The sequence below is a fragment of the Aestuariivivens insulae genome (assembly GCF_022662195.1).
Classification (GTDB): domain Bacteria; phylum Bacteroidota; class Bacteroidia; order Flavobacteriales; family Flavobacteriaceae; genus Aestuariivivens; species Aestuariivivens insulae.
In genome coordinates, this window is record NZ_JAKMCS010000004.1 from 92924 (window position 1) to 117917 (window position 24994).

Consider the following 24994-nt stretch of genomic DNA (forward strand, 5'->3'; position numbering starts at 1 on the left):
ATTTAAAGTTTTACATATTTTGACCTTGAACCCTTTTAAGAGCATAGGTATTGGCGTGGCATTTTCACCTAATTTAAAAGCAAACCTGTATGAAGCAGCAAGGTTGTCTGTTTTCTTTAAATCAAAATTGTTTTTAATTCATGTTGGTAACGCTTCAGATGATAAAATTAAAGCCCTAAAAGTTATACTTAACGCCTTTAAAAAAGAAGGATTAGAGTATGAGGCCGTTTTTAAACCTGGCGACCCTGTTCAGGTTATCTTATCGACTACCGAAGAAAAAAACATAGATCTGCTAATTCTTGGGGCAGTTCAACGAGAACAGTTTTTAAAATATTACGTGGGTTCTATCGCCCGAAAAATCACAAGACAGGCTAAATGCTCTGTTTTGTTGCTTATAAAACCTTCGGTAAAAAGAGTGCCCTGTAAACATATTGTTGTAAATGGGTTAAAAGACCCTAAAACTAAAAACACAATTACCTGTGCTTTCTATGTAGCTAAAATGCTTGATGCCGAAAAATTAACAATCGTTGAAGAGATTAAGCAAGATGCCATTACAGTGAAGGTTGATGATGATAAATCCTTAAGGCGGGTTAATATTATGAAGGAACGCATAAAGCTAAGGGAAAATTCAAGAATTAAAGAAATTATAGAGAGCATCCCAAAACGATATACCGAAAACATACTTATAAAATCACAACCAATTTTTGGTAAACAAGGGTACACTATTGGGCATTATGCCCAAATATCGCGTGCCGATTTATTGGTGATGAACGCCCCTAGTAAAATGACATTTTGGGATCGTTTGTTTCCGCATGACATTGAACACATTTTAACCGAATTACCAACCGATGTACTGATTCTTCAATGAGTCCGAAAAAAAACAACATTAAAGAATTTTTTAAGACCTTACCAAAAAACATATTTTCTGGTTTTGTGGTAAGCTTAATCGCATTGCCTTTGGGTCTTGGTCTGGCCATGGCCAGTGATGCTCCCCCTATTGCTGGAATTATCTCTGCCGTTATTGGAGGTATTGTTGTTGCTTTTTTTGGAGGCAGCCATGTTACCATTGCAGGTCCGGGAAATGGTTTGGTTGGTGTTATTTTAATTGCCATTACGACGCTTGGCTTAGAATCTGCTTATATTGCCATTGTTTTTTCTGGAATTTTGCTTATCCTTTTAGGTTTTTTTAGGATGGGTACTTTAGCCGATTTTTTTCCCTCCTCGGCCATTCAAGGTATGTTAGCTGCTATCGGGCTTATTATTTTAGGGAAGCAATTTCATATTATGTTAGCCCACAGAATTAAGCGTGAAGATACTCTAGACTATCTTATAGAGATACCTTTTTCTATTAACGACGCCCTACATTACGAAAATAAAGGGCTCATCTTTGCTGCATTAGCTGGGATTATTAGTTTGTCTATCATGCTGTTTTATTCAAAACTTCGTAACAAATACCTGCAGCTTATCCCTGCCCCTATGTGGATTGTTATTCTGTCCATCTGTTTTAGTTATTATTTCGAATTGGTATTGCATGAACATAACCCCATAGCAAAGGAGTATATGATTACTGGTATTCCTACCATTAATCACATTATTTCAGATATCCCTATTCCTAATTTTAATAAAGTTACTACCCTATCGTTTTGGGGTAGTGTTTTGGCCTTGACCCTAATAGCTGGCATAGAATCCTTATTAAGTATAAAAGCAGTAGATAAGTTAGACCCCGAAAAGCGGCGTTCTAATGTTAACAGGGATTTAAAAGCTCTTGGTTTAGCTACTGTGGGTAGTGGGTTTTTGGGAGGTCTTAATGTTGTAACCGTTATTGCCAGAAGTTCGGTTAATGTTAATAATGGTGCCACAAATAGATCGTCCAATTTTTTTCATTCGGTATTTCTTATTTTGTTTATTGTACTGTTTAGTACACAATTAACCCGAATACCTTTACCTGCTTTAATGGCTATTTTAGTGTACACAGGTTATAAATTGGCATCTCCTAATGTAATAACCAAAATTTTCTCTATTGGTAAAGAGCAACTTGTTATTTTCTTTGTTACGCTTATTGTTACACTAAAAATAGGGCTTATTTCGGGAATTCTAGCTGGAGTAATAACTACGTTTTTAATTCATATTATTTTAAGTAAAAGTATTGGTCTGTTTATAAGAAATGTGCTAAAACCAAACGTATTAATGTATAAAGAGGAAAATACCAATAACTACTACGTTAGTGTAAAACATTTTTGTAGCTTTTTAAACTACTACCGCCTTAAACAGCACCTCGATGTAGTGCCCGAAGACCAAGATATAATTGTTGACTTTTCGCTTTGTGAATTTGTTGACCATACTGTTATGGAAAACATGTACAACTATCAGGAGTTGTTTAATAAGAAAGGTGGCCATTTTGATGTGATTGGGCTGGATATGCATGATACAGATTCCAATCATCCTTTTGCTTTAAGAAGGCTATTACCTGTACCCAATCTCATTAATAATAGTCTAACACGTAGGCAAACCCATATGGAAACGCTTGCAAAAGATTATAATCTTAGTTACAACTTTAAAAAGCAAAAACAAGTTCACTTTTTAAATGATTTTTTGTTTTTCAATACTAAAAGTATCAGTCATATATATAATGAATTATCTCATCAAGATAAAACCATAAGCCTGTTTGACATTGAGTTTTCGGAAGGTGAATTCATAGCCAAAGAGGTAATACGAACTACCATGCTTCATATTAATTTAAAAAAGAGCATTCCCGAGTTCACACTAGACAGAGAAGGGTTTTTAGAAAAGATGTATGCTTTTGCCGGGTTTAAGGACATTCCTTTTGAAGACCATATAGATTTCTCTAACCGCTTTTACTTGTTGGGTGACAATGAAACCGCTATACGTAAGTTTTTCAATGATGACCTCATTCACTTTTTTGAAAGCAACCCATACTACCATGTCGAATCCAATGGACAGGCCATATTAATTTTTTCCAAAGAGCGTTTGGCCAGCATTAAGGAAATAAAGGCTCTTTTAGATTTTGGCAAACGCCTCAAGGATGTAATATTATCAATAAAGGTTTAATTACAATTCTTTTCTTAATATATTCTTAACATTTTTAGTGCTTTAATAGATATTTGTTAATTTGCACGCCTTATGAACTTATACCCTATTGAAACCGGTAATTTTAAGCTGGATGGTGGCGCCATGTTTGGCGTTGTACCTAAGGCCTTGTGGCAAAGAACCAATCCAGCCGATGCCAACAACATGATCGACCTTGCCGCACGATGTCTATTAATTGAAGACGGTAACCGCCTTATTTTAATAGATACAGGTATGGGCAATAAGCAGTCGGAAAAATTTTTTGGCTATTACCATTTATGGGGCGATCATACCTTAGAAAAATCTTTGGCTCGATATGGGTTCCATAAAAATGATATTACCGATGTGTTTATGACCCATCTGCATTTCGATCATTGTGGTGGGAGCATTCAATGGAATAAGGACAGAACAGGTTATGAACCAGCCTTTAAGAATGCAAAGTTTTGGACTAATAAAAACCACTGGCAATGGGCTACCCAACCCAACAGAAGGGAAAAAGCCTCTTTTTTAAAGGAAAATTTATGGCCCATGGAAGAAAGTGGTCAACTTCATTTTATGCCTTTATCGAACAGTGATTTTATTAATAACTCTAATCTGGGCATTGATGTTTTTTTGGCCGATGGCCATACCGAAAAACAAATGATTCCGTTAATATCCTATAAAGGCAAAACCATTGCTTTTATGGCAGACCTGCTCCCAACCGTAGGTCATTTACCTTTACCATATGTTATGGGTTACGATACTAGACCTTTATTAACGTTGGATGAAAAAGAAAAGTTCCTTAACCAGGCAGCAGACCAAAACTATTACCTCTTTTTGGAACACGATGCCCATAACGAAATTATTACCGTACAACATACCGAAAAAGGGGTTCGCCTAAAAAGAACATTTAAAACAACAGATATATTTAATTAAAAAATAAAATTTAATACTTAATGAAAACAATAAAATCGTTGATAGCTGTTGCAGGGGTATCTGTACTGCTTTCAGGTTGTGGAAGCACACCTCTTGTAATATCCACTCCAATAGAAAATATAGACTCTTCACCTTTAAAGGTTTCAGAATTAACAGAAGCCGAACAACACAACTGGGGTCATTTAGACTTGATAAAAGATACCATTCCTGGTATGAGTGTTGATAAAGCTTATACTGAAATTATAAAAAACAAAAAAGGAGCGTCTGTTATAGTTGCCGTTATAGACTCTGGAATAGATATAAACCACGAAGACCTTAATGATGTGCTGTGGACCAATGAAGATGAAATCCCAAACAATGGCAAAGACGACGATAACAATGGTTATATAGATGATGTACATGGTTGGAACTTTTTAGGAGATGGTTATGACGAACAATTAGAATTAGTGCGCATTTTGGCTAGTGGAGATACCAATAACCCTGAATATGCTTCTGCTAAGGCCGAATATGAGAAAGAATACGAAAAATGGCTGGGAAGAAAAACACAGTACGACCAAATATACCAGCGCGTAAAAGGCACCGATGACATCCTTACTAAACATTTTGGCAAAAAAGATTATACCAAAGAAGAGGTTGCTGCTATAAAAACTGAAGACCAGGAATTGGGTCAAGCGGTTCAAATGGCAAACTACATGTTTAGTAATGGATTGGACTCCATGGCCGATGCTTTAAAAGAAATTTCCAATGCTTTAGAAAGTATTAACGATAGGCTAAATTACAATCTTAACAAAGATTTCAAAGGTAGGGTAAACGGTGACGACCCAGACGATATGAGCACCAAATATTATGGTAATGGAAATGTAATGCCTGTTAAAAAAAGTGAAAGCCATGGGACGCACGTAGCCGGTATTATTGCCGCCGAGCGCAACAACGGGTTAGGAGCCAATGGTGTAGCCAATAACGTTAAGCTTATGAGCATTAGAGCGGTACCAAATGGCGATGAGTACGATAAGGATGTGGCATTGGCCATTCGTTATGCTGTAGATAATGGAGCTAAAGTTATTAACGGTAGCTTTGGAAAAAGTTATTCGCCACATAGCGATTGGGTAAGGGATGCTATCGCTTATGCTGATAAAAACGATGTGGTGTTTGTTCATGCCGCAGGTAATGACAGTAAAGATGTCGATGTAGAACCAAACTTCCCAGACGATAATGTTAATTATGTAGAAGTGTCCAATAGCTATATTAGGGTTGGAGCGTTAGCTCCAAAATATGGCTCTAACTTAGTGGCTGGTTTTTCTAATTATGGTAAAAAGAATGTTGATGTATTTGCTCCCGGGGCAAGTGTGTATTCTACCACTCCAGAGAACGAATACGACACTAAAGGAGGTACTTCTATGGCTGCTCCTGCCGTTGCTGGTGTTGCTGCCTTAATCCGTTCTTATTTTCCAAAATTAACAGCGGCTCAAGTAAAAAAGGTTATTATGGATTCTGGTTTACCACTAAAAACCAAAGTGGTTGTTGGGGGCGATACTAATGACATAAGATCTTTTTCAGAATTATGTAAATCTGGCAGAATAGTTAACGCATACAACGCTTTAATTATGGCCTCTCAATTAGCAAAATAATTAATTTATAAATAACGAGTCTGTCTTAAAAGCTTCATTATGAATGAAGCTTTTAAGACTTCTCTATAAAATTGTTAGCAGATGAAATATCGTTTGTTTTTCCTTTCCTGTTTTGTTTTATTTGGAACATCAAGTAGATCACAAAACCATACAATTTCAAATACAAAACCAGCGTACTGGCAACAACATGTCGACTATAAAATGGAAATCGACATGGATGTAAAAAACTACCAATATAAAGGAAAACAACAACTGGTTTATACCAATAATTCATCCGATGTTTTGCGTCGAGTGTATTACCATCTTTACTTTAATGCCTTCCAACCAGGTAGTGAAATGGATGTACGCTCGCTAACAGTTCCAGATCCAGATTCGAGAATTGGTGATAGAATTAGCAGCCTTAAACCCGATGAAATAGGCTATATAAATGTTAATTCCCTAAAGCAAGATGGCATTGACTTAAGCTATAAAACAGTAGGAACTGTATTGGAAGTTGATTTAGCAAACCCCATACAACCAGGAGAACAAGTAACTTTCGATATGCTTTTCGATGCCCAAGTACCTGTTCAAATCCGTCGTTCTGGCAGAAACAATAAGGAAGGTGTGGCCTTATCGATGGCACAGTGGTATCCTAAATTAGCCGAATACGATTTTGAAGGATGGCATGCCCACCCATATATAGAACGTGAATTTCATGGGGTTTGGGGAAATTTTGATGTTAAACTAACCATAGATAAAAACTATGTTGTTGGCGGTACAGGTTACTTGCAAAACCCCAACGAAATAGGCCACGGTTATGAAACAGAACCCATTAAAAAGACTAGGGGCAAAACCTTAACATGGCATTTTATAGCGCCTAATGTACACGATTTTACATGGGCTGCAGATCCAGATTATACTCACGATACCATGCAGGTTCCCAATGGACCATTAATGCATTTTTTCTATAAGAGCACTATGCCCAAAGAAAAGTTAGAGAACTGGAAAAACCTACAGCCTAAAGCCGTTGAGTTAATGCAATTTTATAGCGACAACATTGGCAAATACCCTTATGATCAGTACTCTGTAATTCAAGGCGGAGATGGTGGTATGGAGTACGCCATGTGTACCCTAATTTTAGGAGAAGGTACATTCGATGGCCTATTTGGAGTTACTGCCCATGAAATGGCTCATACCTGGTTCCAGTTTTTATTAGCTACCAACGAAAGTAAACATTATTGGATGGATGAAGGTTTTACAGAATATTTTGGCGAGTTGGCAGGAAGCCACATCCTTAACTATAGCTTTGAAGAAAAAACGAAAAGCGTATATGATGTTTATAGATTTTTAGCCAAATCTGGTAAAGAACAACCCCAAACCACACACGCCGACAGATTTAATTTTAGACAGGCTTACTCGATATCTGCATACTATAAAGGCTATGTATTTTTAGCACAATTGGCATACGTTATTGGAAAGGACAATCAGGAAAAGACCATAAAGAAATATTTTGAGGATTTTGCCTTTACCCATCCTGTTCCAAACGATATTATCCGCACCGCCGAAAAAGTGTCTGGTTTAGAACTCGACTGGTATTTAATGGATTTTGCACAAACCACAAATACGATTGATTATGGCGTTAAAGCATTTGAAGGGAATACCGTTACTTTAGAGCGTATTGGTTTAATGCCTATGCCTATAGACTTAACCGTTACGTATACCGATGGCAGTACAGAGGATTTTTATATCCCGCTACAAATGATGCGTGGTGAAAAGCCAACGAGCGCCACCATTATTAACGATTGGGCCTGGGCCTACCCCACCTATACATTTCAAAGCAAAAAGCCTGTACAATCTGTTGAAATAGATCCCAGTGGTTTAATGGCTGATGTAGATTTGACTAATAATAAAATGTAATAAATTTTGAAATATTCTATTGTTTTTTTATGTGTTTTTGTTTCCATGATTAGTTTTTCTCAAGAAAGGAAAGAAATAATGAAAGACACCGTTATTCCTTGGAACAAATCACAAAAACTAAAATGGAAAGATTTTCTTGGCACACTTGATCCCGATATTTTTGCCTATGCACTTACTAGTTATAAAATAGATATTATTCCAGAAAGTGTAGCTGTTGATAATAACGACAATATACTCAACTATAAGACTTTGAGTGTAACAGCCAATTTCTATAAGAAGCAATCATGGAGTGTCTCACAAGATTTAAACTTATTGAATCATGAACAACTTCATTTTGATATAGCAGAACTGTTTGCTAGAAAAATAAGAAAACGGTTTTCTGAGTTAAAAACAATTGAGGAAAAGCGATTTTCTGTTTACTGGAATGAATATAGTAAATTATGGAAAGACTGTAGAGCATTCCAAAAGCAATACGATATAGAAACTAATCACGGAGCTAAATTAGATGAAAATAAGAAATGGGCAGAAAATATAGGTTCTTTGTTAGAAGCCTTTAAAGAATATGCCTGTCAAAAAAGCAATCTTTAGATCTTAAATCTTAATTAATACCACCCCTCCCCTTTATACATTTTGGTTTTGGCTACACGTTCCCGATTATACAAGAGTAAATGGGTAGCATCGGTTTGTTTGCTACGATAACCCAAAAGGTGAAAAATGGGCTTGGTCATAAATTTGGCCACCTTTAGGTTTACTTTTAAAACGCCTTTTTCCTTATTATGCCATGATATGCCTGGTAATAAACTTAATACTCCATCTGCTTTTAAGAACCTTAACCAGGCGGATAACTTTAAAAAGTTAGCGTTAATGCTTCTAATGATAAAAAAACCCTCAGAACCTTTTTGCTGGTATAACGGCATAAAAATTTTGGCGTTATATTTTGAAGTAATTATCCCCTGGCTGTGGGAGGCCAATTTTTCTCCTTTGCGTATATTTTGAAAACTATCAAAACCATTACACATTTTAAAATGGTTATCTTGTGTAATGCAGTGCAAATCTATAATCTGAAAAAAATGGGAACTATACTTACCTGCCTTTTTAAGTTGGTTATAATAGGTATTAAAATCTTCAGGATTAGATAACTTTACAAGCCCGGTAAAAACCATGGCCAAATTAATAAAGGCCTCATGGTTTTTAACAGATTGAATATCGTCGTGCTGTCCCGATTCAAACCCTAAGGACACATAACCTAACTGATTGATATAACTTAACAAAGCCCCGTTTAAGTATTCCTCAATACCAAGAACAATAGGTGTTGGAAACTGTTTGGAAAACGAACGGTTAATTAAGGCGTCGTTAATGGTAATAAAAGGCAAGGACTTGCTGGAGGTTGTGTGCAAATCGAAAAAATAAAAAGGGCCTTTGTGTTTTTGTAAAATGGTTGTTAAAAGTGAATATAGCTCTCGTAATTCGGTTTCTTCGATTGTTAATTTGGGCTTGCTTTTAAGGGTATTGATACGATCAACTGTCCAAATTCTGTTTAAATCTTCATCAAGGTATCTTTGGTTTTTTTCAAGTGCTTCTAAATTTCCGGCTATGGCATAAATATTCCCTCTCACATGCTCTTGGGTAAGCGCTTTTAATACTTCCTTTAAAGCATAAACACCAGCCTTTTCATTACCGTGTATACCAGCAAAAAACACTACCGTAGGTCCTGTTTTTAAACCTGTAATCTGTCTAATAATTCTATTAAAACGAGCCATTTATTATAAATCATTATTCGTTATTACTCCAATTAACTTGTCTCGCCTTATTACGGGTAAAAAACTAATGTTATTATTAACCATTAGTTTTGCCGCATCCTCAATTAGCCAGTGTTCTTCTACGGTTATAACATCTTTTTTCATAAGTCTATTTACAGAAATGGTTGCCTTTTCTTTTTTATTGGCATATAATTCAACATCTTTCCACGATAATATGCCTTCCAGTTTTTTGGCATGGTTTGTAACTGGTAGATGGTGTATCCCTTTCCACTGCATCATGTTTAACACCAGTTCTATACTATCATTCTTATCCACTGTAAAAATATCGGTGTTCATAATGTGCTTAACAATGCGTATGGTATTGGGTAACTTTTCTGTGTTTTTATCAAGAATTTCCCACGTTGAAACGGGATGGCCCATAGTCTGCTTTTCGTAAATTCTAGAAGTTAAAATTTGCATAGCTTCGTACCTTTTATAGGTTTTTAATAGGTTTCTGTAGCTTCTAACGCCCCATTCAGAACCACTATGGGATGTTATCCTGTCCTTAATTATTTTTAAATAATACTCGGCATCTTCTGGAGAAACACCAAATTTATAAAGCCCTTTATAAGCCATAGGAAGCAATTCGTCTAGAATTAAACGTTGACTGGAAATGTTTTTACCGTTCCAATAAAATTGGGTTGCCATACCATATCTAGCAGCATTAAAGAAATTATTCTTAACATCTTTAAAATCCCAGATGTTATGAATGTTATTATACTTTTCGGGTTTACCCATCATAACGCCTACCCAAAATGCCATATTGGCAATTTCGTCTACTAGCGTTGGCCCAGCAGGAATGTATCTGTTTTCTATTCGTAAATGTGGCTTATTTTTAAATACGCCATAACACACTCTATTCCATGGATAGATCGTACCGTTATGCAAATTAAGCGCCCTTAGTTTAGGGATTTCACCATTATTTATCATATCTACACTATCCTTTATGTACGATGTAGTTAAAAAGCTTCTAAAGCGCGAAATGTTGTCCCTAAAAATATCGGTAATAGTTCCTGTTTGCCAATGACATCCAAAACTAACCCGAGATTGGTTTTCATCTAAAACATAGGAATTGGTCCTGGTGTCTATACTTTGGGTGAATAAAGCAATTCTAGTTTCTCTCCAAAGCTCTTTGCCAAATAATAAAGGCGAATTGGTACACACACTCAGCACAGGGCCAGCAATAGCTTGTACCCAGTTATACGTATCTACAAATGTATTAGGGTTAACCTGTAAATGTATTTGAAAACTTGTATTACAGCCTTCTAGCATTACAGAATCATTGAGTAAATTTAATTCATCAACCCCTTTAATGTGGATGTTGAAATCTTCACGCCTAAAGTCTTTAATAGCTTCATTTAACACTTCATAGCGTATCATGGGCGTCATTTTATCTAGCGTGATGTTTTCCAGACTTATGGAAGGCAATATCCCTGCCAAGACAATTTTAGTGTCGTACTTGCTGGCCGATTTTTTTATTTTATGTAACAAGGATTTTAACCGCTTATGGAAAACAGAAAAGCACTTCCCTTTAAGTACTATAGGGTCCAAGTTTGCTTCCAGGTTATAATTACCTATTTCTGTTGTGAAGTGATCGTCGTTTATAGTCTCTAATACCTCCAACGAATTATTGCTTGGTGAAAACTCGTTATTAACCAAACAAAATTCCTGTTCTGCCCCAATTCTAATAGGCTCTTCTTCTATGAGGCCCTGGTCTATCATCATATCAAGGGCTTTTATATCATTTATCAAATGATGGATATAATTCCCCCTATCTTTTTTTTTGGAAAGCTTAGTAACATTTAAATCACCCATGTCTACTAATTTTAGCTTTTGGCCTTTATCATTCATTTTTTGTTTTATAAAATATAAATAACTAAAAGCCAATACATTAATTGTTACCAAACCATTATAGACAAAAAACACTTTTAATGGCTTAGTTTTAAAGCTATTAAATTACTGTGAAACTGTACTATATACTATGATATTTATCATACCCCGCACTAAGCTAGTTCTCATTACTTTTTTATTTTTATGGTGCCTTTACTTAAACAATACTGCATTCTTAAGGCGTTCCACAAATTCGCCTTTTAAGATTAAAGGGGTTAAACAGGATTTCTATAAAATTAGATGATAGAACACATTGTATCCTGCAACTCTTTCTATCACCGGTCATCGGTCATTTGGTTCGTTTTCAACAAGGCGCCAAGGTGCTAGGCGTTTCTTTACTGAACACCAAAGGATTACATTCCGCAAAAGCGATAGGAGCGACAGCTTTTTGCCCCTCCCAGCCTCCCTACTTCGACTGCACTCAGTACAGGCTCGGGGAGGAGTTTCTTGATTTTTAATACGTTTGTGTAAGAGTCCCTCCCCTTTGGGGAGGTTAGGTGGGGCTACGGTGGCTTGCCATTTGCCCTAAAAACCAACTGGAAAAATGACCTTTAATGTGCACCCTTCTTATTTACATGGTAATGGCTTCTATTTTTTTAGTACATTAGCAGCGTAAACTTTAGGGGTGTTCTAAATTTATAGAACTGAGACAAACCCTTTGAACCTGATGCGGTTAGTACCGCCGAAGGGAAAAGTTGAATAGCCTGTTGAAATATAGGCTGGCACACCTTTTCATAAGAACACTTCCTGTCGTGAAGTGTCTTTTTTCAAAGTCTTTTTTTTCCTATGGTTTACAATATAAAAACGTATTGTAAATGATAACGATTCTCCTTAATAACCGCGTCGTGAATATTGATGAAACCATCAGTATTTCTCAATTGTTACATCACGAAAACTATCCTCAAATGGGCATTGCCGTGGCCATCAATCAACACATTATTTCCAAAACCAATTGGGAAGAACAGCTATTACAAGATGGGGACAAGATATTAATCATTCAAGCCACGCAAGGCGGATAAATAATTACGAAAGCCCATATGGGCAATTAACAGATGAAAAACCACAAATCATGAAGAATAAAGACACTGCACCAAAAGAAGGCCAAATTACAAGAAATCCGTTTCCTAACTCTAAAAAGATTTACGTGCCCGGAAAAATCCATCCACAAATTAAAGTGGCTATGCGTGAAATTACGTTGAGCGATACCAAAGATTCCATGACGGGCAAATTAACTCCTAACGAGCCCGTAACGGTTTACGACACTTCTGGTCCTTATACCGATCCTAATAAAGCCATTAATGTTCATAACGGTATAGAACGCATTCGTGAGCCATGGATTTTAGATCGCGGTGATGTAGAACAGTTAGATCAATTTTCATCAGCATATTGCAATCAACGTTTAAACGATTCTAGTTTAGACCATATGCGTTTCGCCCACCTTAAAAAGCCGCTGCGTGCTAAAAAAGGAAAGAATGTTACCCAGTTACACTACGCTAAACAAGGCATTATTACTCCAGAAATGGAATATATCGCCATTCGTGAAAATCAGCGTATCGATGAAATGACCGAAATTAGAAAACAACATTCGGGTGAAGATTTTGGAGCTTCAATTCCAAAAAAAATCACACCAGAATTTGTACGCGAAGAGGTTGCTCGTGGTCGTGCCGTTATCCCTTCAAACATTAACCATCCCGAAGCAGAGCCTATGATTTTAGGGCGCAACTTCTTGGTTAAAATAAACGCTAACATTGGAAATTCGGCAACAACCTCATCAATAGAAGAGGAGGTAGAAAAAGCGGTTTGGGCTTGCCGTTGGGGTGCCGATAATATCATGGATCTGTCTACTGGCCAAAACATTCACGAAACCCGCGAGTGGATTATCCGTAATGCCCCTGTTCCAGTTGGTACTGTGCCCATCTATCAGGCTTTAGAAAAAGTAAATGGTATTGCCGAAGACCTTACTTGGGAAATTTTCCGGGATACCATTATCGAACAAGCCGAACAAGGTGTTGATTATTTTACCATTCATGCCGGGGTATTGTTACGCTATGTACCCATGACGGCCAATCGTGTTACCGGCATTGTATCGCGTGGTGGCTCCATTATGGCCAAATGGTGTTTGGCGCACCATAAGGAAAACTTCTTATACACCCATTTCGAAGAGATTTGTGAGATTTTAAAATCTTACGACGTTGCCTTCTCTCTAGGCGATGGCTTACGCCCAGGCTCTATTGCCGATGCCAATGACGAAGCACAATTTGCCGAACTGGAAACCTTAGGCGAACTCACAAAAATTGCCCGAAAACATGAGGTGCAGTGCTTTATTGAAGGTCCAGGCCATGTGCCCATGCATATGATTAAAGAAAATATGGAAAAGCAAATTGAAGTTTGCGATGAAGCGCCTTTTTACACTTTAGGCCCTTTAACCACCGATATCGCTCCGGGTTACGACCATATTACATCGGGTATTGGAGCGGCCATGATTGGTTGGTACGGTTGCGCCATGCTATGTTATGTAACCCCAAAAGAACACTTAGGTTTACCCAATAAAGAAGATGTAAGAACAGGAGTAGTGACCTATAAATTAGCGGCCCATGCTGCCGATTTAGCGAAAGGTCACCCTGGTGCACAGCATAGAGATAATGCGCTTAGTATGGCGCGTTTTGAATTTCGTTGGGAAGACCAATTTAACTTAGGCTTGGATCCTGAGCGTGCCCGCGAATACCACGATGAGACTTTACCGGCCGATGGTGCCAAAATTGCGCATTTCTGCTCCATGTGCGGCCCAAAATTCTGTTCCATGAAAATTTCACAGGAAGTCCGTGACTTTGCCAAGGAAAATGATATAATAGAAAATGAGGTGATCCAAAAAGGGATGGCCGAAAAATCACAGGAATTTAAAGACAAGGGGTCGGAAGTGTATTTATAGATCATTAGGGAGTTACCACGCTTTTTTTAAGAAAAGCGTGGTCGGGCTTTCCGCTATATCTTTTTTTCGTCCCTCAAAAAAGGATGCCGCTTCAATCCCTAACTCGATAAACTAAGTGTCGAGACCCTTTTGATTAAAATTTCAAAGGTTTTCAATTGTCAACATTCAGTATAAGAAATAAAAAATGATAGTTCTAATAGCTCCAGAACATGATGTTGTAAACGAAATTGAAATACTGCATAACTTATTTCAAGAAGGCTTACAGTACTATCATTTAAGGAAACCACATAAAGATTATCAGTCTCATTGTGATTATTTAAATCAAATCGATGCTAAATACCATCATAGGATTGTGGTGCATCAATTTCATGAACTGTTGGAACATTATAATTTAAAAGGGATTCATTTTCAGGAGGCTATGAGGCGTGAGACTTCCGTGGAATCTCTTAAAAGCATCAGAAACAAGCACAACATAAGCATAAGCAGCTCTTTTCATTCAACAGAAGAACTGGCTAATTGCCCCTTTAATTTCGATTATCACCTGTTAAGTCCGGTGTTTTCATCCATTTCAAAACAAGGTTACCTAGGCCAAGGGTTCGATGTAAATCACATTAACAAAACCATAATAGGCATGGGCGGTGTAAGCACTAAAAATTTAACAGCGTTTGATAGATTAGGGTACGACGGGGTTGGTGTATTAGGTGGTATTTGGCAAGGTGAAGCACCAATTAAAAATTTTAAAACCATGCTACGCCACTTCGAGTGATTTTGATTGAAGAGACCAAGTATAGCTAAAAATAATATCGAGAAGTTTTACACTTTATGAAGTTAAACAAATTAAATGCAAAAGAATTGTCATTCCGAACGAGGCACGAGGAGGAATCTCATAATATGTGGGATTTCCCAAAGTTTATCTTGAACGTGGTCGAAAAGTTCATTCCTCTCACCCTGCCTGCCAGTGGGCAGGTATCAAAATGATAAAATAAAAATGCAACACGATAAAAAATACATATTGTCAATAGCAGGTTTAGACCCCAGCAGTGGTGCCGGTCTAACCCAAGACATCAAAACGTTTGAAGCCCATGGCCTTTATGGCCTGTCTGTCTGTACCGCTATTACGGTTCAGAACGATACTGAATTTAAGCAGTGCATTTGGACCGCTCCTAAAGTGATTTCTGCTCAAATCAAAGTCTTATTTGAGCGTTTTCAAATCACAACTGTTAAGATTGGAATTGTTCAGTCCTGGGGCATTTTGCTTGATATTTTAGCGCAATTGAAACGATTAAACCCTGAAATCAATATTGTTTTAGACCCTATTTTTAAGGCCAGTGCCGGTTTCGATTTTCACACCAAAGAAAGCCAAACGCTTTTAGATGCCATTTGGAAATACTGCGGCATCATAACGCCAAACTATGAAGAAATACAAAGCCTTTACCCTAATTTAAATGTTCAAGACACTATAGAACACATTTCAAGTTTAACAAACATCTATTTAAAAGGCGGGCATCGGGTAGACCAAAAAGGCTGGGACGAACTGTACCATAACAAAATTGTTAAGGTTAATGTCCCTCCAAAGGTTGAAACCGTTTTCAATAAACATGGTAGTGGTTGTGTGTTGTCTTCGGCATTAGCTTCCAATTTAGCTTTAGACATCCCTTTAGAAGACGCCTGTAAGCTCGCCAAATACTACACCGAACAATTTTTAAACTCCAATTCGAGTTTGTTGGGAACACATCATTTCACACAAAAACAAAACCATGAACATCGCTAAATTACATTATATATCGCAAGGGGAAACGCCCGAAGCCCATTTAGAAAACATCCAAAAGGCCTGTACGTTTGGTGCCGAGCTGGTGCAACTTCGGCTTAAAAATATAAATGAGGACACCATTTTAAAAACCGCTGAAAAAGCCCGCGACATTACCTCGCATTACCAAACACGTTTAATCATTAATGACCATTACAAAATTGCAAAAGCAGTAAATGCCGATGGGGTTCACTTAGGAAAAAATGATGCTTGTCCAACTCTTGCCCGTGAGTACCTTGGCAAATGGTTTATTATTGGTGGCACTGCAAATACAATAGAAGACTGCGAAAATTTAATAAGCAAAAATGTTGACTATATTGGTTTGGGTCCTTATAAATTTACCACCACCAAAACCAATTTAAGCCCTGTTTTAGGCTTGAAAGGGTATCGAGTAATTCATGATGCTCTAGAAACCAAAACCCCTATTATTGCTATTGGCGGTATTGTAGAAAGCGATATTACACCACTTTTACAAACCGGTGTTTACGGCATAGCCATGTCGGGCGCCATTACTCAAGATTTTAATAAAATTTCAACCTTCAATAAAATACTGAAGGCCTCAGTAATACAAGAACAACGACACACCTTTTAATTATGAAAGATTTACTAAACATAGCAGATAAAACATTTCAATCCAGACTCTTTACAGGAACAGGAAAATTTAGCTCGAACAAACTCATGTCTGAAGCGTTAATAGCCAGCGAAAGTGAATTAATAACAGTAGCTTTAAAACGTGTGGACGTGAATAACGAACAAGACCAAATGCTACAAAGCATCATGCGTCCTCAAGTTAGTTTATTACCTAACACGTCTGGTGTGCGCGACGCTAAAGAAGCTGTTTTTGCTGCACAATTGGCCCGTGAAGCTTTAGAAACGAATTGGATTAAACTGGAAATCCATCCAGACCCAAAATATTTATTACCCGATCCTATTGAAACCTTAAAAGCAGCTGAAGAATTGGTAAAACTTGGGTTTGTGGTGATGCCATACATCCATGCCGATCCCGTATTATGCAAACGTTTAGAGGAAGTTGGCGCCCAATGCGTCATGCCTTTAGGTGCGCCAATAGGCACCAACAAGGGGTTAAAAACCTTAGATTTTTTAGAGATTATTATAGAACAAAGTAATGTTCCCGTTATTGTCGATGCCGGTATTGGTAGTCCGTCGCATGCCGCTTTTGCCATGGAATTAGGTGCCGATGCTGTTTTAGTGAACACAGCCATTGCCGTATCGCAAAACCCAGTGGAAATGGCCATCGCGTTTAAAATGGCCGTAGAAGCGGGCAGAAAGGCCTATAACGCCAAACTGGCAACGGTAAAGCATCACGCAGAAGCCAGTAGCCCTTTAACGTCGTTTTTAAGTTAATGTAACGTTATTACGAGGCGTTGCATTGAGCTTGTTGAAATGAGAACGACGAAGTAATCCCGTCTTAAGAAACAGATGGCTTCGTACCTCGCCATGACAAGAAAAGAATAAATATAAACACATGAAATATAATAGCCAAAAGCTAAAAACCAACAGCTTTACACATCTATTTAATTCTTACAATTGGGATGATACATTAGCTAGCATCAATGCAAAATCAGCTCAAGATGTTGAATTCGCACTTGCTAAATCCAAACGCGATTTAGAGGATTTTAAGGCCCTCATTTCACCAGCTGCCAAACCTTATTTGGAGCAAATGGCGCAATTAAGTCGTTTGATCACTAAAAAACGTTTTGGTAATACCATACAAATGTATGTGCCCATGTATCTATCTAACGAGTGCCAAAATATTTGTACTTACTGTGGTTTTAGTATGACGAATAAAATTCCGCGTAGAACCTTAACCGATGCCGAAATTTTAAAGGAAGTGGGGTTTCTAAAATCAAAAGGCTACGATCATATTTTATTGGTAACTGGCGAAGCGAACAAAACCGTTGGGGTGCCATACATAAAACATGCCATGGAGTTGATTAAAGATCAATTTTCAAACATCACAATTGAGGTCCAGCCTTTAGATCAAAACGAGTATGAAGCATTGATTGAAGCCAACTTATATGCCGTTTTAGTCTATCAGGAGACCTACCATAGGGCCGAGTATAAAAAACACCATCCGAAAGGGAAAAAATCGAATTTCGATTATCGATTGGAAACCCCCGATCGCTTAGGTAGGGCCGGCATCCATAAAATTGGGTTGGGCGCTTTATTTGGTTTAGAAGATTGGCGAGCAGATAGTTTCTTTACCGCCTTACATCTAAAATACCTTCAAAAGACCTATTGGAAAACCAAGTATTCCATTTCATTTCCACGTCTTAGGCCTCATAGCGGCGGTTTAGAACCCAAAGTTGAAATGACCGATAGTGATTTGGTACAAACCATTTGTGCATTCAGGTTATTAGATGAAGATGTTGAGTTATCGATGAGCACACGCGAAAGTGAAACCTTTAGAAATAACATTGTACACCTTGGAATAACCTCATTAAGTGCAGAGTCGAAAACCAATCCTGGCGGTTATGTTGTAGAGCCACAATCGTTGGAACAATTCGAAATTTCCGATGAACGCCCTACCGAAATTATAGCCAAAATGCTTGAAGATAATGGTCTAGAGCCTGTTTGGAAAGACTGGGAAAACACATGGAAAGATAACAATACTTATTAATTTTTAGTTTTAGAAGCTATTTTAAAAGTGATAGAGTTTGTCTGCTAAAAATGAAATACTATTGGGTAAACTTTTTTAACCACCTCGTCTTCATTCCGTTTACTCGGAATGAATCCACTCCTCCTTTAAAAGGAGGAGAGTTAAAATACATCAATAAACACCACTCCTTCTCCAGTCATTGAGCTTATCGAAATGAAGGGAAGGTGGCTTCAAACTCAACTAAGAGTTTAAAGTCGGAAGGGTTTTATGATAGAAAGAGGACAATTGGTCTTGTTTATTTAGAGTATTAAACATTAATAATCGATCCTGTTTTACATCCCTTCAAATATCATTGATAATGCCTACTTTTGTGGTCTTAAAGCAACCTATGGCGTATACATTTCCAAAAAAAGAAAAACTTAAAAGCAAAAAGCTTATTGAACAATTATTTTCTGAAGGGAAATCGGTAACAGCATTTCCGCTACGCCTCGTGTTTTTGGAAACAGCCCTAGAACATAATGTCACAGCCCAAACGGGAGTTTCTGTTAGCAAGCGCCTTTTTAAAAAAGCCGTAGACAGAAATAGAATAAAACGCTTAATGCGTGAAGCCTACCGCCTAAACAAAGCACATTATTTTAACAACATTACAACACAATATGCGTTTATGATTTTGTACATTGGTAAAGAAAAACCAAATTTTATTGATGTTGACACAAAAACGAAACTCTTGTTTGATAAGTTTTTAAACAAGAGTTCCAAAGCGTAATATTTTTAGTTTTGACATGAGCCTTAACCATTAAGTTTATACCAACCGAAAATGATTATTGGAATGCCTTCTAACAGATAAAAAACAATAATTATATACAGATGAAATCATTTATCGCCCTTTTATTACTTACTCTACCTTTAATGTGTTCTAAGGAACATACAAAAAATGATAAACTAGAAGCTTTTTCCTATGATTCTGAAGTTATTAGTGATGTAAAAGCTTCGCCCTCTTCTATTAATGCTATTGTGTCAACGCCTCAAGAGGTTTATCCACAAAAAACCATAAAAGAATCTTTTATACGTTTCGAAACACAGGATTTAGAAAAAACATATGACCTAATTCAAAAAACCATTCAAGAGCATAAAGGCTTTATTCAAGACGATAGGTCCAATAAATCCTATAATACCATTACAAGACATTTAACGATAAGAATACCCAGCAATAATTTTAAAATCGTTCTGGATTCTGTAAGTAAACATGTGCCTTATTTTGATACCAAAAACATATCTTCCAGAGATGTTACAGAAGAATTTATTGATTTAGAAGCCCGGCTAAAAGCTAAACAAACTTTAGAAAAACGGTATTTGGAATTACTTTCTAAAGCAAAAAACGTAAAAGAAATTCTAGAAATAGAACGAGAGCTTTCTAAGATAAGAGAAGAAATAGAAGCGAAACAAGGCCGTTTAAAATATCTCGAAAATAAAGTATCGTTAAGTACTTTAGATATAGAATTTTACAAGCGTACTTCAGAAAGTGGTGTTACCCTTTCATATGGTAATAAAATGTGGAATGCCGTAAAATCTGGGTTTGATGCTTTGTCTATATTTTTTATTGGCCTTTTACATATTTGGCCTTTTATAGTTATACTTGTTATTGTTATCTTCTGGTTTAGAAAATGGTTGAAAAAAAAGAAATAAAAATGAAAAATCTACTAAGAAAAAGAGTTCTAATTCCCATTATAGCTAGTGTATTATTTTTAAGTACTACGGCCTTTAAAAACGATTTCTTTGAAATAGCCAAACAAATAGAAATTTTCACCACGCTTTTTAAAGAACTCAACATGAACTATGTTGATGAAACCAATCCCGGGGATTTAATGGATACTGCCATTAAGAGTATGTTGGAAGATCTAGATCCCTACACAAGGTTTATGAACGAACAAGATGTTGAGGCCGCCCGAATTAACAATACAGGAGATTACACCGGTATAGGAGCAAAAGTTAGAACCCATAAAAACAAACTGGTTATTGTAGAACCATATAAGGACTATCCAGCCGATAAAGCCGGTTTAAAAGCCGGTGACGAAATTATTAAAGTTGGCGATATCCTTGTTGAAAATTATAAAGATGATGCCGGAAACCTGCTAAAAGGGAGCCCTGGAACCGCGATAAATGTTACCTACAAGAGACAAGGAAAAACGCAAACCGCCACGATTAACAGAGCAGAAGTTGAAATAAAGGCTGTGCCCCATTTTTCGTTGGTAGATGACAAAACTGGATACATTGTGTTAAGCCAGTTCAATAATAAAGCCTCTACAGAAACCCGTTATGCCCTAAGGGATTTAAAAGCCCAAGGCGCAGAACGTATTATACTGGATTTAAGAGGTAACCCTGGCGGATTGTTGCACGAAGCTGTAAATATTGTTAATCTTTTTGTTCCAAAAGGACAATTGGTGGTAACCACAAAATCTAAAGTAAAAAAATATAACCGCACCTATTATACTAAAAATGCACCGATAGATACCGACATACCCCTTGTTGTTTTAATTGATGGCAGTAGTGCATCGGCAAGCGAAATTGTATCAGGTTCTTTACAAGATTTAGATCGTGCCGTAATTGTAGGGTCCAGAAGTTTTGGTAAAGGTTTGGTACAACGCCCTAAACCATTAACTTATGGTACCCAAGTAAAAATTACCATATCCAGATACTATACGCCTTCAGGTCGTTGTATCCAGGCATTGGATTATTGGCACAGAGATGAAAAAGGAGAAGCGGTACGCGTTAAACAAGAAAATTACAATGAATTTAAAACCAAAAACGGACGTAAGGTATTTGATGGTGGCGGAGTTTTCCCCGATGTTAATCTGGGCAATTCAAAAAAAACGCCTATAATAACCTCTTTAACCAACGATAATCTAATTTTCGATTACGCTACCAACTATTATTACAATAATACCCTAAACGACATTAATACATTTAAGCTTTCAGATTCTGATTTTTCAAACTTCAAAGACTACTTAAACACCAATAATTTTTCTTTTGAAACCGATACCGAAAAAAAGCTTTATAAAGCTATGGAGTCTGCTCAAAAAGAAGCTTTGGATGATGATATTACAAATGAATTCAAATCTTTAATACAACGTTTAAATAATGTAAAGACAGTGGTTTTCGATGAAAACAAGGATTATTTACTAAAACTATTAACAAACGAAATTGTAAAACGCCATGTTTACAGGGAAGGATTATACGATTACTTAAAAATACACGACGAACCCATAAAAAAAGCTACGGAAATTTTAAAAAATCCTAGTACATATTCTAATTATCTTCGGTAATATTTTGTAAATTCATTCAACAAATTAAAAATAGTATATTTACAAACTTATTCCTTTGTTGTTATACATGAATAAGCTATTTACCTACATATTACTAACACTTTGTTGTTGTTTAGCAACAGCTCAAAACAATATAACACACGATGTTTATTTTGAGACAGATCAATACACACTCATCTCAACGGAAAAAAATCGTTTACTGCTTTTTATTTCAGAATTATCCGATGTAGATATTGAATCCATTGCCATTTTTGGCTTTTGTGATGATGTTGGGGCACCCAGTTATAACCTAAAACTTTCACAACAACGCGCCGAGTCTATCAAAGAAATTTTTTCAAATAATGAAATCAGTGAATCTTTAATCACCCATGTAGATGGTAAAGGAGAGGTATTATTAAAGATAGTTAACGAAAAAGACATCTCTAAAATAAGGGGACTCAACAGAAAAGTAGAGATTATTATAAACCCCAAACCTCCCATTATAGAGAAAAAGAAAGAGGTAATTAAAAAACCTGTTGAAGAAAAAAAGGCGACTGCCGAAGTTATTAAAGGCGAGATTAAAGTAGGGGATAAAATCCGTTTTGAAAATATTTTGTTTAAAACGGGTTATAGTACCGTAACGACAGAATCTAAAAAAACACTGGAAAAAATCGCTAAATCCCTCGTAGAGCGTAAAAATATTTACTTTACCATTCAAGGACATGTATGTTGTACGCAATATAGCCGGGATGCCGTAGATAGAAAAACCAAAAAACGCAACCTCTCTGAAGCCCGGGCAAAATATGTATACGAGTACCTAGCTAAAAAAGGGGTCGATAAAAAACGAATGCGCTATATGGGCATGCGAAGAAAATTTCCTTTAGGTGGTGATCCAAAATACGATAGGCGCGTTGAAATATTAATAACACACATTAGCGCAAGCAATAATTAAAAACACTACGTTTTAACCATCGCTATATGTGGAATACCATCTTCTAGATACGCCGCTCCTACCGCTACAAATCCAAGATTTATATAGAAGTTTCTTAAATAACACTGTGCCGAAATTTTAATAACGGTTTCATTAAAATAATCTTTTACAGCCTTAATGGAAGCATGCATAATATCATATCCATATTTATGTTGGCGTTCATTTTTAGCCACCACTACCCTACCAATACTGGCTTCCTTAAAATAAAGGCCTGGTTTGAATATACGCGTATAAGCTACTAAGTTTTCATTTTTATATCCCAATACATGCAATGCCTTTTGGTCTTTACCGTCAACATCTTGATATACACAATCTTGTTCAACAACAAAGACTTCACTACGTAATTGAAGGATATCGTAAAGCTCTTGAATGGTTAATTCTGAAAATTGTTTGGTTTGAATGTGTAGCATATAAAAGATAATTTAAATGGTGACTTCGAGAGCCTCAGTCACCATTATTAACTTCCATTAATAAAGATAATCTTTTAGAGATAAGATTCCTTTATAAAACATAATCTTTAATCCTGAACAATAACCTCCTTAGGGTCGTTTTTATCGTACTCTGGCTGAATGGTTACATGGTTAATATTAAACTGTTCATGTAAAACAGTTTCTATTTCCTCAAGTAATTTATTAAATTCTGAAACCGTTAAGTTCTCATACAAATCTAAATGCGCTTCCAAATGCAGCTCTTCGTCACTTAAGCTCCAAATATGAACATGGTGCAATTTTTTTACTTTGGATATGTTATTAACAAGCCTAACAACATCTTTTATATTGATGTGTTCTGGTGTAAATAACATTAATACTTTAGTTGATGTTTTTAAAAGATCGTACCCTACCCAAATTAAATATAAGGCTATTAAAAAAGTAAGCACACTATCTACCCAAAATACCTGGTAAAACTTCATTAACAAGCCACCAATTAAAACCGCAACACTGGCCAACATATCTGTTAATAAATGGAGATAGGCCGATTTTATATTAATGTTATTCTTAGAATCTTTCTTTAATAATAAAACACTAAAACCATTAAAAACTATAGCTATTACGGCCAACCACACAACTAAATTAGAATCAATAACTTGTGGGTGCTTAAAACGTTCAATAGCTTCCTTTATTAAAATAATAGCAACAATTATTAAAGTAGAAGCATTAACAAAAGCCGCTAAAATTTCAGCACGTTTATAGCCAAAAGTTCTATTAACAGAAGCTTTTTTTTTAGATAATTTAGAGGCTACATAACTTACAATTAATGAAAGGACATCACTAAAATTATGAAGGGCATCACTTAATAAGGACAAACTCCCCGAAATTAAACCACCAACAACCTGGGCCGCCGTAATCAATACATTTAAAAGAATAGAAATCATAAGATTCTTATCCTTCATATCATGATGATGGGTGTGGCTATACGAATGGTGACTGTGTGCCATTTAGCAAGATAATGGAATTTTATCTATTCTACCTTGATGGCGACCACCTTCAAACTCTGTATTTAAAAACGTATCCACCATTTCAACAGCTTGTTGTACCGCTGTAAATCGTGCAGGAATACATAAAATATTGGCATTATTATGACTGCGAATAAGATGCACAATCTCCTTATTCCAGCACAATCCAGCTCTTATTTTTTGGTGTTTATTAGCCGTCATGGCAACACCATTGGCACTACCACAAATAAGTATACCATAAGTCGCTGTTTTATTTTCTACATCGTCTGCAACAGGATGCACAAAATCGGCATAATCTACACTACTACTATTATCTGTACCATGGTTTATAACGGTAAAACCTTTAGTTTCAAGATATTCTTTTATAGCAAATTTATAATCGGTACCAGCGTGGTCGTTTCCTATAGAAATAGTCATAATCTTATATGTTTAATTAACTACTACAAAGGTAACAATTATAAACATTGTGCATTACTATATTCATTACTTGTTAATAACTGTTTATTCTTTTCTAAAAGAAAAATTAGGAGTATTCAATTATTTTTTACAAACAAAAAGCACTTGTAAATAACCAAAAAAGAAAGCCACTTTTTTTAGAGATTTTATCAGTCTAAAATAAACCGTAATGAACACCACTTTTAAAAAAAGTTATAAGATAAAAGAAGTTAATTTAGGTT

The 24994-nt window shown here is 36.3% G+C and carries 22 protein-coding genes and 1 riboswitch; of the genes, 17 read left to right on the forward strand and 5 right to left on the reverse strand.

Translation table 11 applies throughout. The features are described 5' to 3' along the window. Nucleotides 1–19: 19 nt before the first annotated feature. The 6 genes from MR062_RS06420 to MR062_RS06445 all read left to right on the forward strand — a co-directional run bounded on the left by MR062_RS06420 (nt 20) and on the right by MR062_RS06445 (nt 8114). Nucleotides 20–868, forward strand: coding sequence for a universal stress protein (locus MR062_RS06420; protein WP_242203268.1), 849 nt, complete (start codon nt 20–22; stop codon nt 866–868). Beyond that, on the forward strand, nt 865–3069 hold the full coding sequence (locus tag MR062_RS06425; RefSeq protein ID WP_242203269.1) for a SulP family inorganic anion transporter: 2205 nt from the start codon (nt 865–867) through the stop codon (nt 3067–3069). Before MR062_RS06420 ends, MR062_RS06425 begins: the two co-directional genes overlap by 4 nt. A gap of 72 nt (nt 3070–3141) precedes the next feature. Beyond that, entirely contained in the window at nt 3142–4002 is an 861-nt protein-coding gene (locus MR062_RS06430) for an MBL fold metallo-hydrolase (protein WP_242203270.1), read from the forward strand. 20 nt (nt 4003–4022) lie between these two features. Further along, a complete protein-coding gene (locus tag MR062_RS06435; protein WP_242203271.1) occupies nt 4023–5630 on the forward strand; it encodes a S8 family peptidase in 1608 nt (535 codons plus the stop codon). Nucleotides 5631–5711: 81 nt separating this feature from the next. After that, nucleotides 5712–7526, forward strand: coding sequence for a M1 family metallopeptidase (locus MR062_RS06440; RefSeq protein WP_242203272.1), 1815 nt, complete (start codon nt 5712–5714; stop codon nt 7524–7526). A gap of 6 nt (nt 7527–7532) precedes the next feature. Then, nucleotides 7533–8114, forward strand: coding sequence for a DUF922 domain-containing protein (locus MR062_RS06445; RefSeq protein ID WP_242203273.1), 582 nt, complete (start codon nt 7533–7535; stop codon nt 8112–8114). 14 nt (nt 8115–8128) lie between these two features. Here the strand turns inward: MR062_RS06445 and MR062_RS06450 are convergent, their stop codons facing one another. Both MR062_RS06450 and MR062_RS06455 read right to left on the reverse strand, forming a co-directional pair. Then, nucleotides 8129–9286 carry a succinylglutamate desuccinylase/aspartoacylase family protein gene (locus MR062_RS06450; protein ID WP_242203274.1) on the reverse strand — a complete coding sequence of 386 codons (1158 nt, stop codon included), beginning with the start codon at nt 9284–9286 and terminating at the stop codon, nt 8129–8131. Between the two features lie 3 nt (nt 9287–9289). Then, entirely contained in the window at nt 9290–11176 is a 1887-nt protein-coding gene (locus MR062_RS06455) for a CBS domain-containing protein (protein ID WP_242203275.1), read from the reverse strand. A 650-nt stretch (nt 11177–11826) separates the two neighbouring features. After that, a riboswitch (TPP riboswitch) is annotated at nt 11827–11923 on the forward strand. A 107-nt stretch (nt 11924–12030) separates the two neighbouring features. Here MR062_RS06455 and thiS point away from each other — a divergent pair. The 11 genes from thiS to MR062_RS06510 all read left to right on the forward strand — a co-directional run bounded on the left by thiS (nt 12031) and on the right by MR062_RS06510 (nt 22825). Further along, entirely contained in the window at nt 12031–12234 is a 204-nt protein-coding gene (thiS, locus tag MR062_RS06460; protein ID WP_242203276.1) for a sulfur carrier protein ThiS, read from the forward strand. Between the two features lie 50 nt (nt 12235–12284). Beyond that, nucleotides 12285–14144 (forward strand): phosphomethylpyrimidine synthase ThiC, encoded by a 1860-nt coding sequence (gene thiC, locus MR062_RS06465; RefSeq protein WP_242203277.1) that lies wholly within the window; start codon nt 12285–12287, stop codon nt 14142–14144. Between the two features lie 184 nt (nt 14145–14328). Beyond that, nucleotides 14329–14910, forward strand: coding sequence for a thiamine phosphate synthase (locus MR062_RS06470; RefSeq protein WP_242203278.1), 582 nt, complete (start codon nt 14329–14331; stop codon nt 14908–14910). Between the two features lie 222 nt (nt 14911–15132). Next, on the forward strand, nt 15133–15915 hold the full coding sequence (locus MR062_RS06475) for a hydroxymethylpyrimidine/phosphomethylpyrimidine kinase (protein WP_242203279.1): 783 nt from the start codon (nt 15133–15135) through the stop codon (nt 15913–15915). Then, nucleotides 15902–16543, forward strand: a complete 642-nt coding sequence (gene thiE / locus MR062_RS06480) for a thiamine phosphate synthase (RefSeq protein ID WP_242203280.1) — start codon at nt 15902–15904, stop codon at nt 16541–16543. Before MR062_RS06475 ends, thiE begins: the two co-directional genes overlap by 14 nt. Before the next feature lie 2 nt (nt 16544–16545). After that, nucleotides 16546–17316: a thiazole synthase gene (locus MR062_RS06485; RefSeq protein ID WP_242203281.1), complete on the forward strand. Its 771-nt coding sequence runs from the start codon at nt 16546–16548 to the stop codon at nt 17314–17316. A 121-nt stretch (nt 17317–17437) separates the two neighbouring features. Continuing rightward, complete coding sequence (gene thiH, locus MR062_RS06490; RefSeq protein WP_242203282.1) at nt 17438–18592, forward strand: 2-iminoacetate synthase ThiH; 1155 nt, start codon at nt 17438–17440, stop codon at nt 18590–18592. 367 nt (nt 18593–18959) lie between these two features. Next, nucleotides 18960–19337: a ribonuclease P protein component gene (rnpA, locus tag MR062_RS06495; protein ID WP_242203283.1), complete on the forward strand. Its 378-nt coding sequence runs from the start codon at nt 18960–18962 to the stop codon at nt 19335–19337. 101 nt (nt 19338–19438) lie between these two features. Beyond that, the gene (locus MR062_RS06500) at nt 19439–20257 is read left to right on the forward strand and encodes a DUF4349 domain-containing protein (RefSeq protein WP_242203284.1); all 819 of its coding nucleotides are present in this window, start codon (nt 19439–19441) and stop codon (nt 20255–20257) included. A 2-nt stretch (nt 20258–20259) separates the two neighbouring features. Further along, nucleotides 20260–21894 (forward strand): S41 family peptidase, encoded by a 1635-nt coding sequence (locus MR062_RS06505; RefSeq protein ID WP_242203285.1) that lies wholly within the window; start codon nt 20260–20262, stop codon nt 21892–21894. Nucleotides 21895–21961: 67 nt separating this feature from the next. Then, a complete protein-coding gene (locus MR062_RS06510; RefSeq protein WP_242203286.1) occupies nt 21962–22825 on the forward strand; it encodes an OmpA family protein in 864 nt (287 codons plus the stop codon). 5 nt (nt 22826–22830) lie between these two features. Here MR062_RS06510 and MR062_RS06515 read toward each other — a convergent pair whose 3' ends face one another. The 3 genes from MR062_RS06515 to rpiB form a co-directional block, all read right to left on the reverse strand. Next, nucleotides 22831–23274 carry a GNAT family N-acetyltransferase gene (locus MR062_RS06515; RefSeq protein ID WP_242203287.1) on the reverse strand — a complete coding sequence of 148 codons (444 nt, stop codon included), beginning with the start codon at nt 23272–23274 and terminating at the stop codon, nt 22831–22833. A gap of 107 nt (nt 23275–23381) precedes the next feature. Continuing rightward, nucleotides 23382–24299 (reverse strand): cation diffusion facilitator family transporter, encoded by a 918-nt coding sequence (locus MR062_RS06520; protein ID WP_242203288.1) that lies wholly within the window; start codon nt 24297–24299, stop codon nt 23382–23384. Further along, the gene (gene rpiB, locus MR062_RS06525) at nt 24300–24734 is read right to left on the reverse strand and encodes a ribose 5-phosphate isomerase B (protein ID WP_242203289.1); all 435 of its coding nucleotides are present in this window, start codon (nt 24732–24734) and stop codon (nt 24300–24302) included. Nucleotides 24735–24994 lie beyond the last annotated feature (260 nt).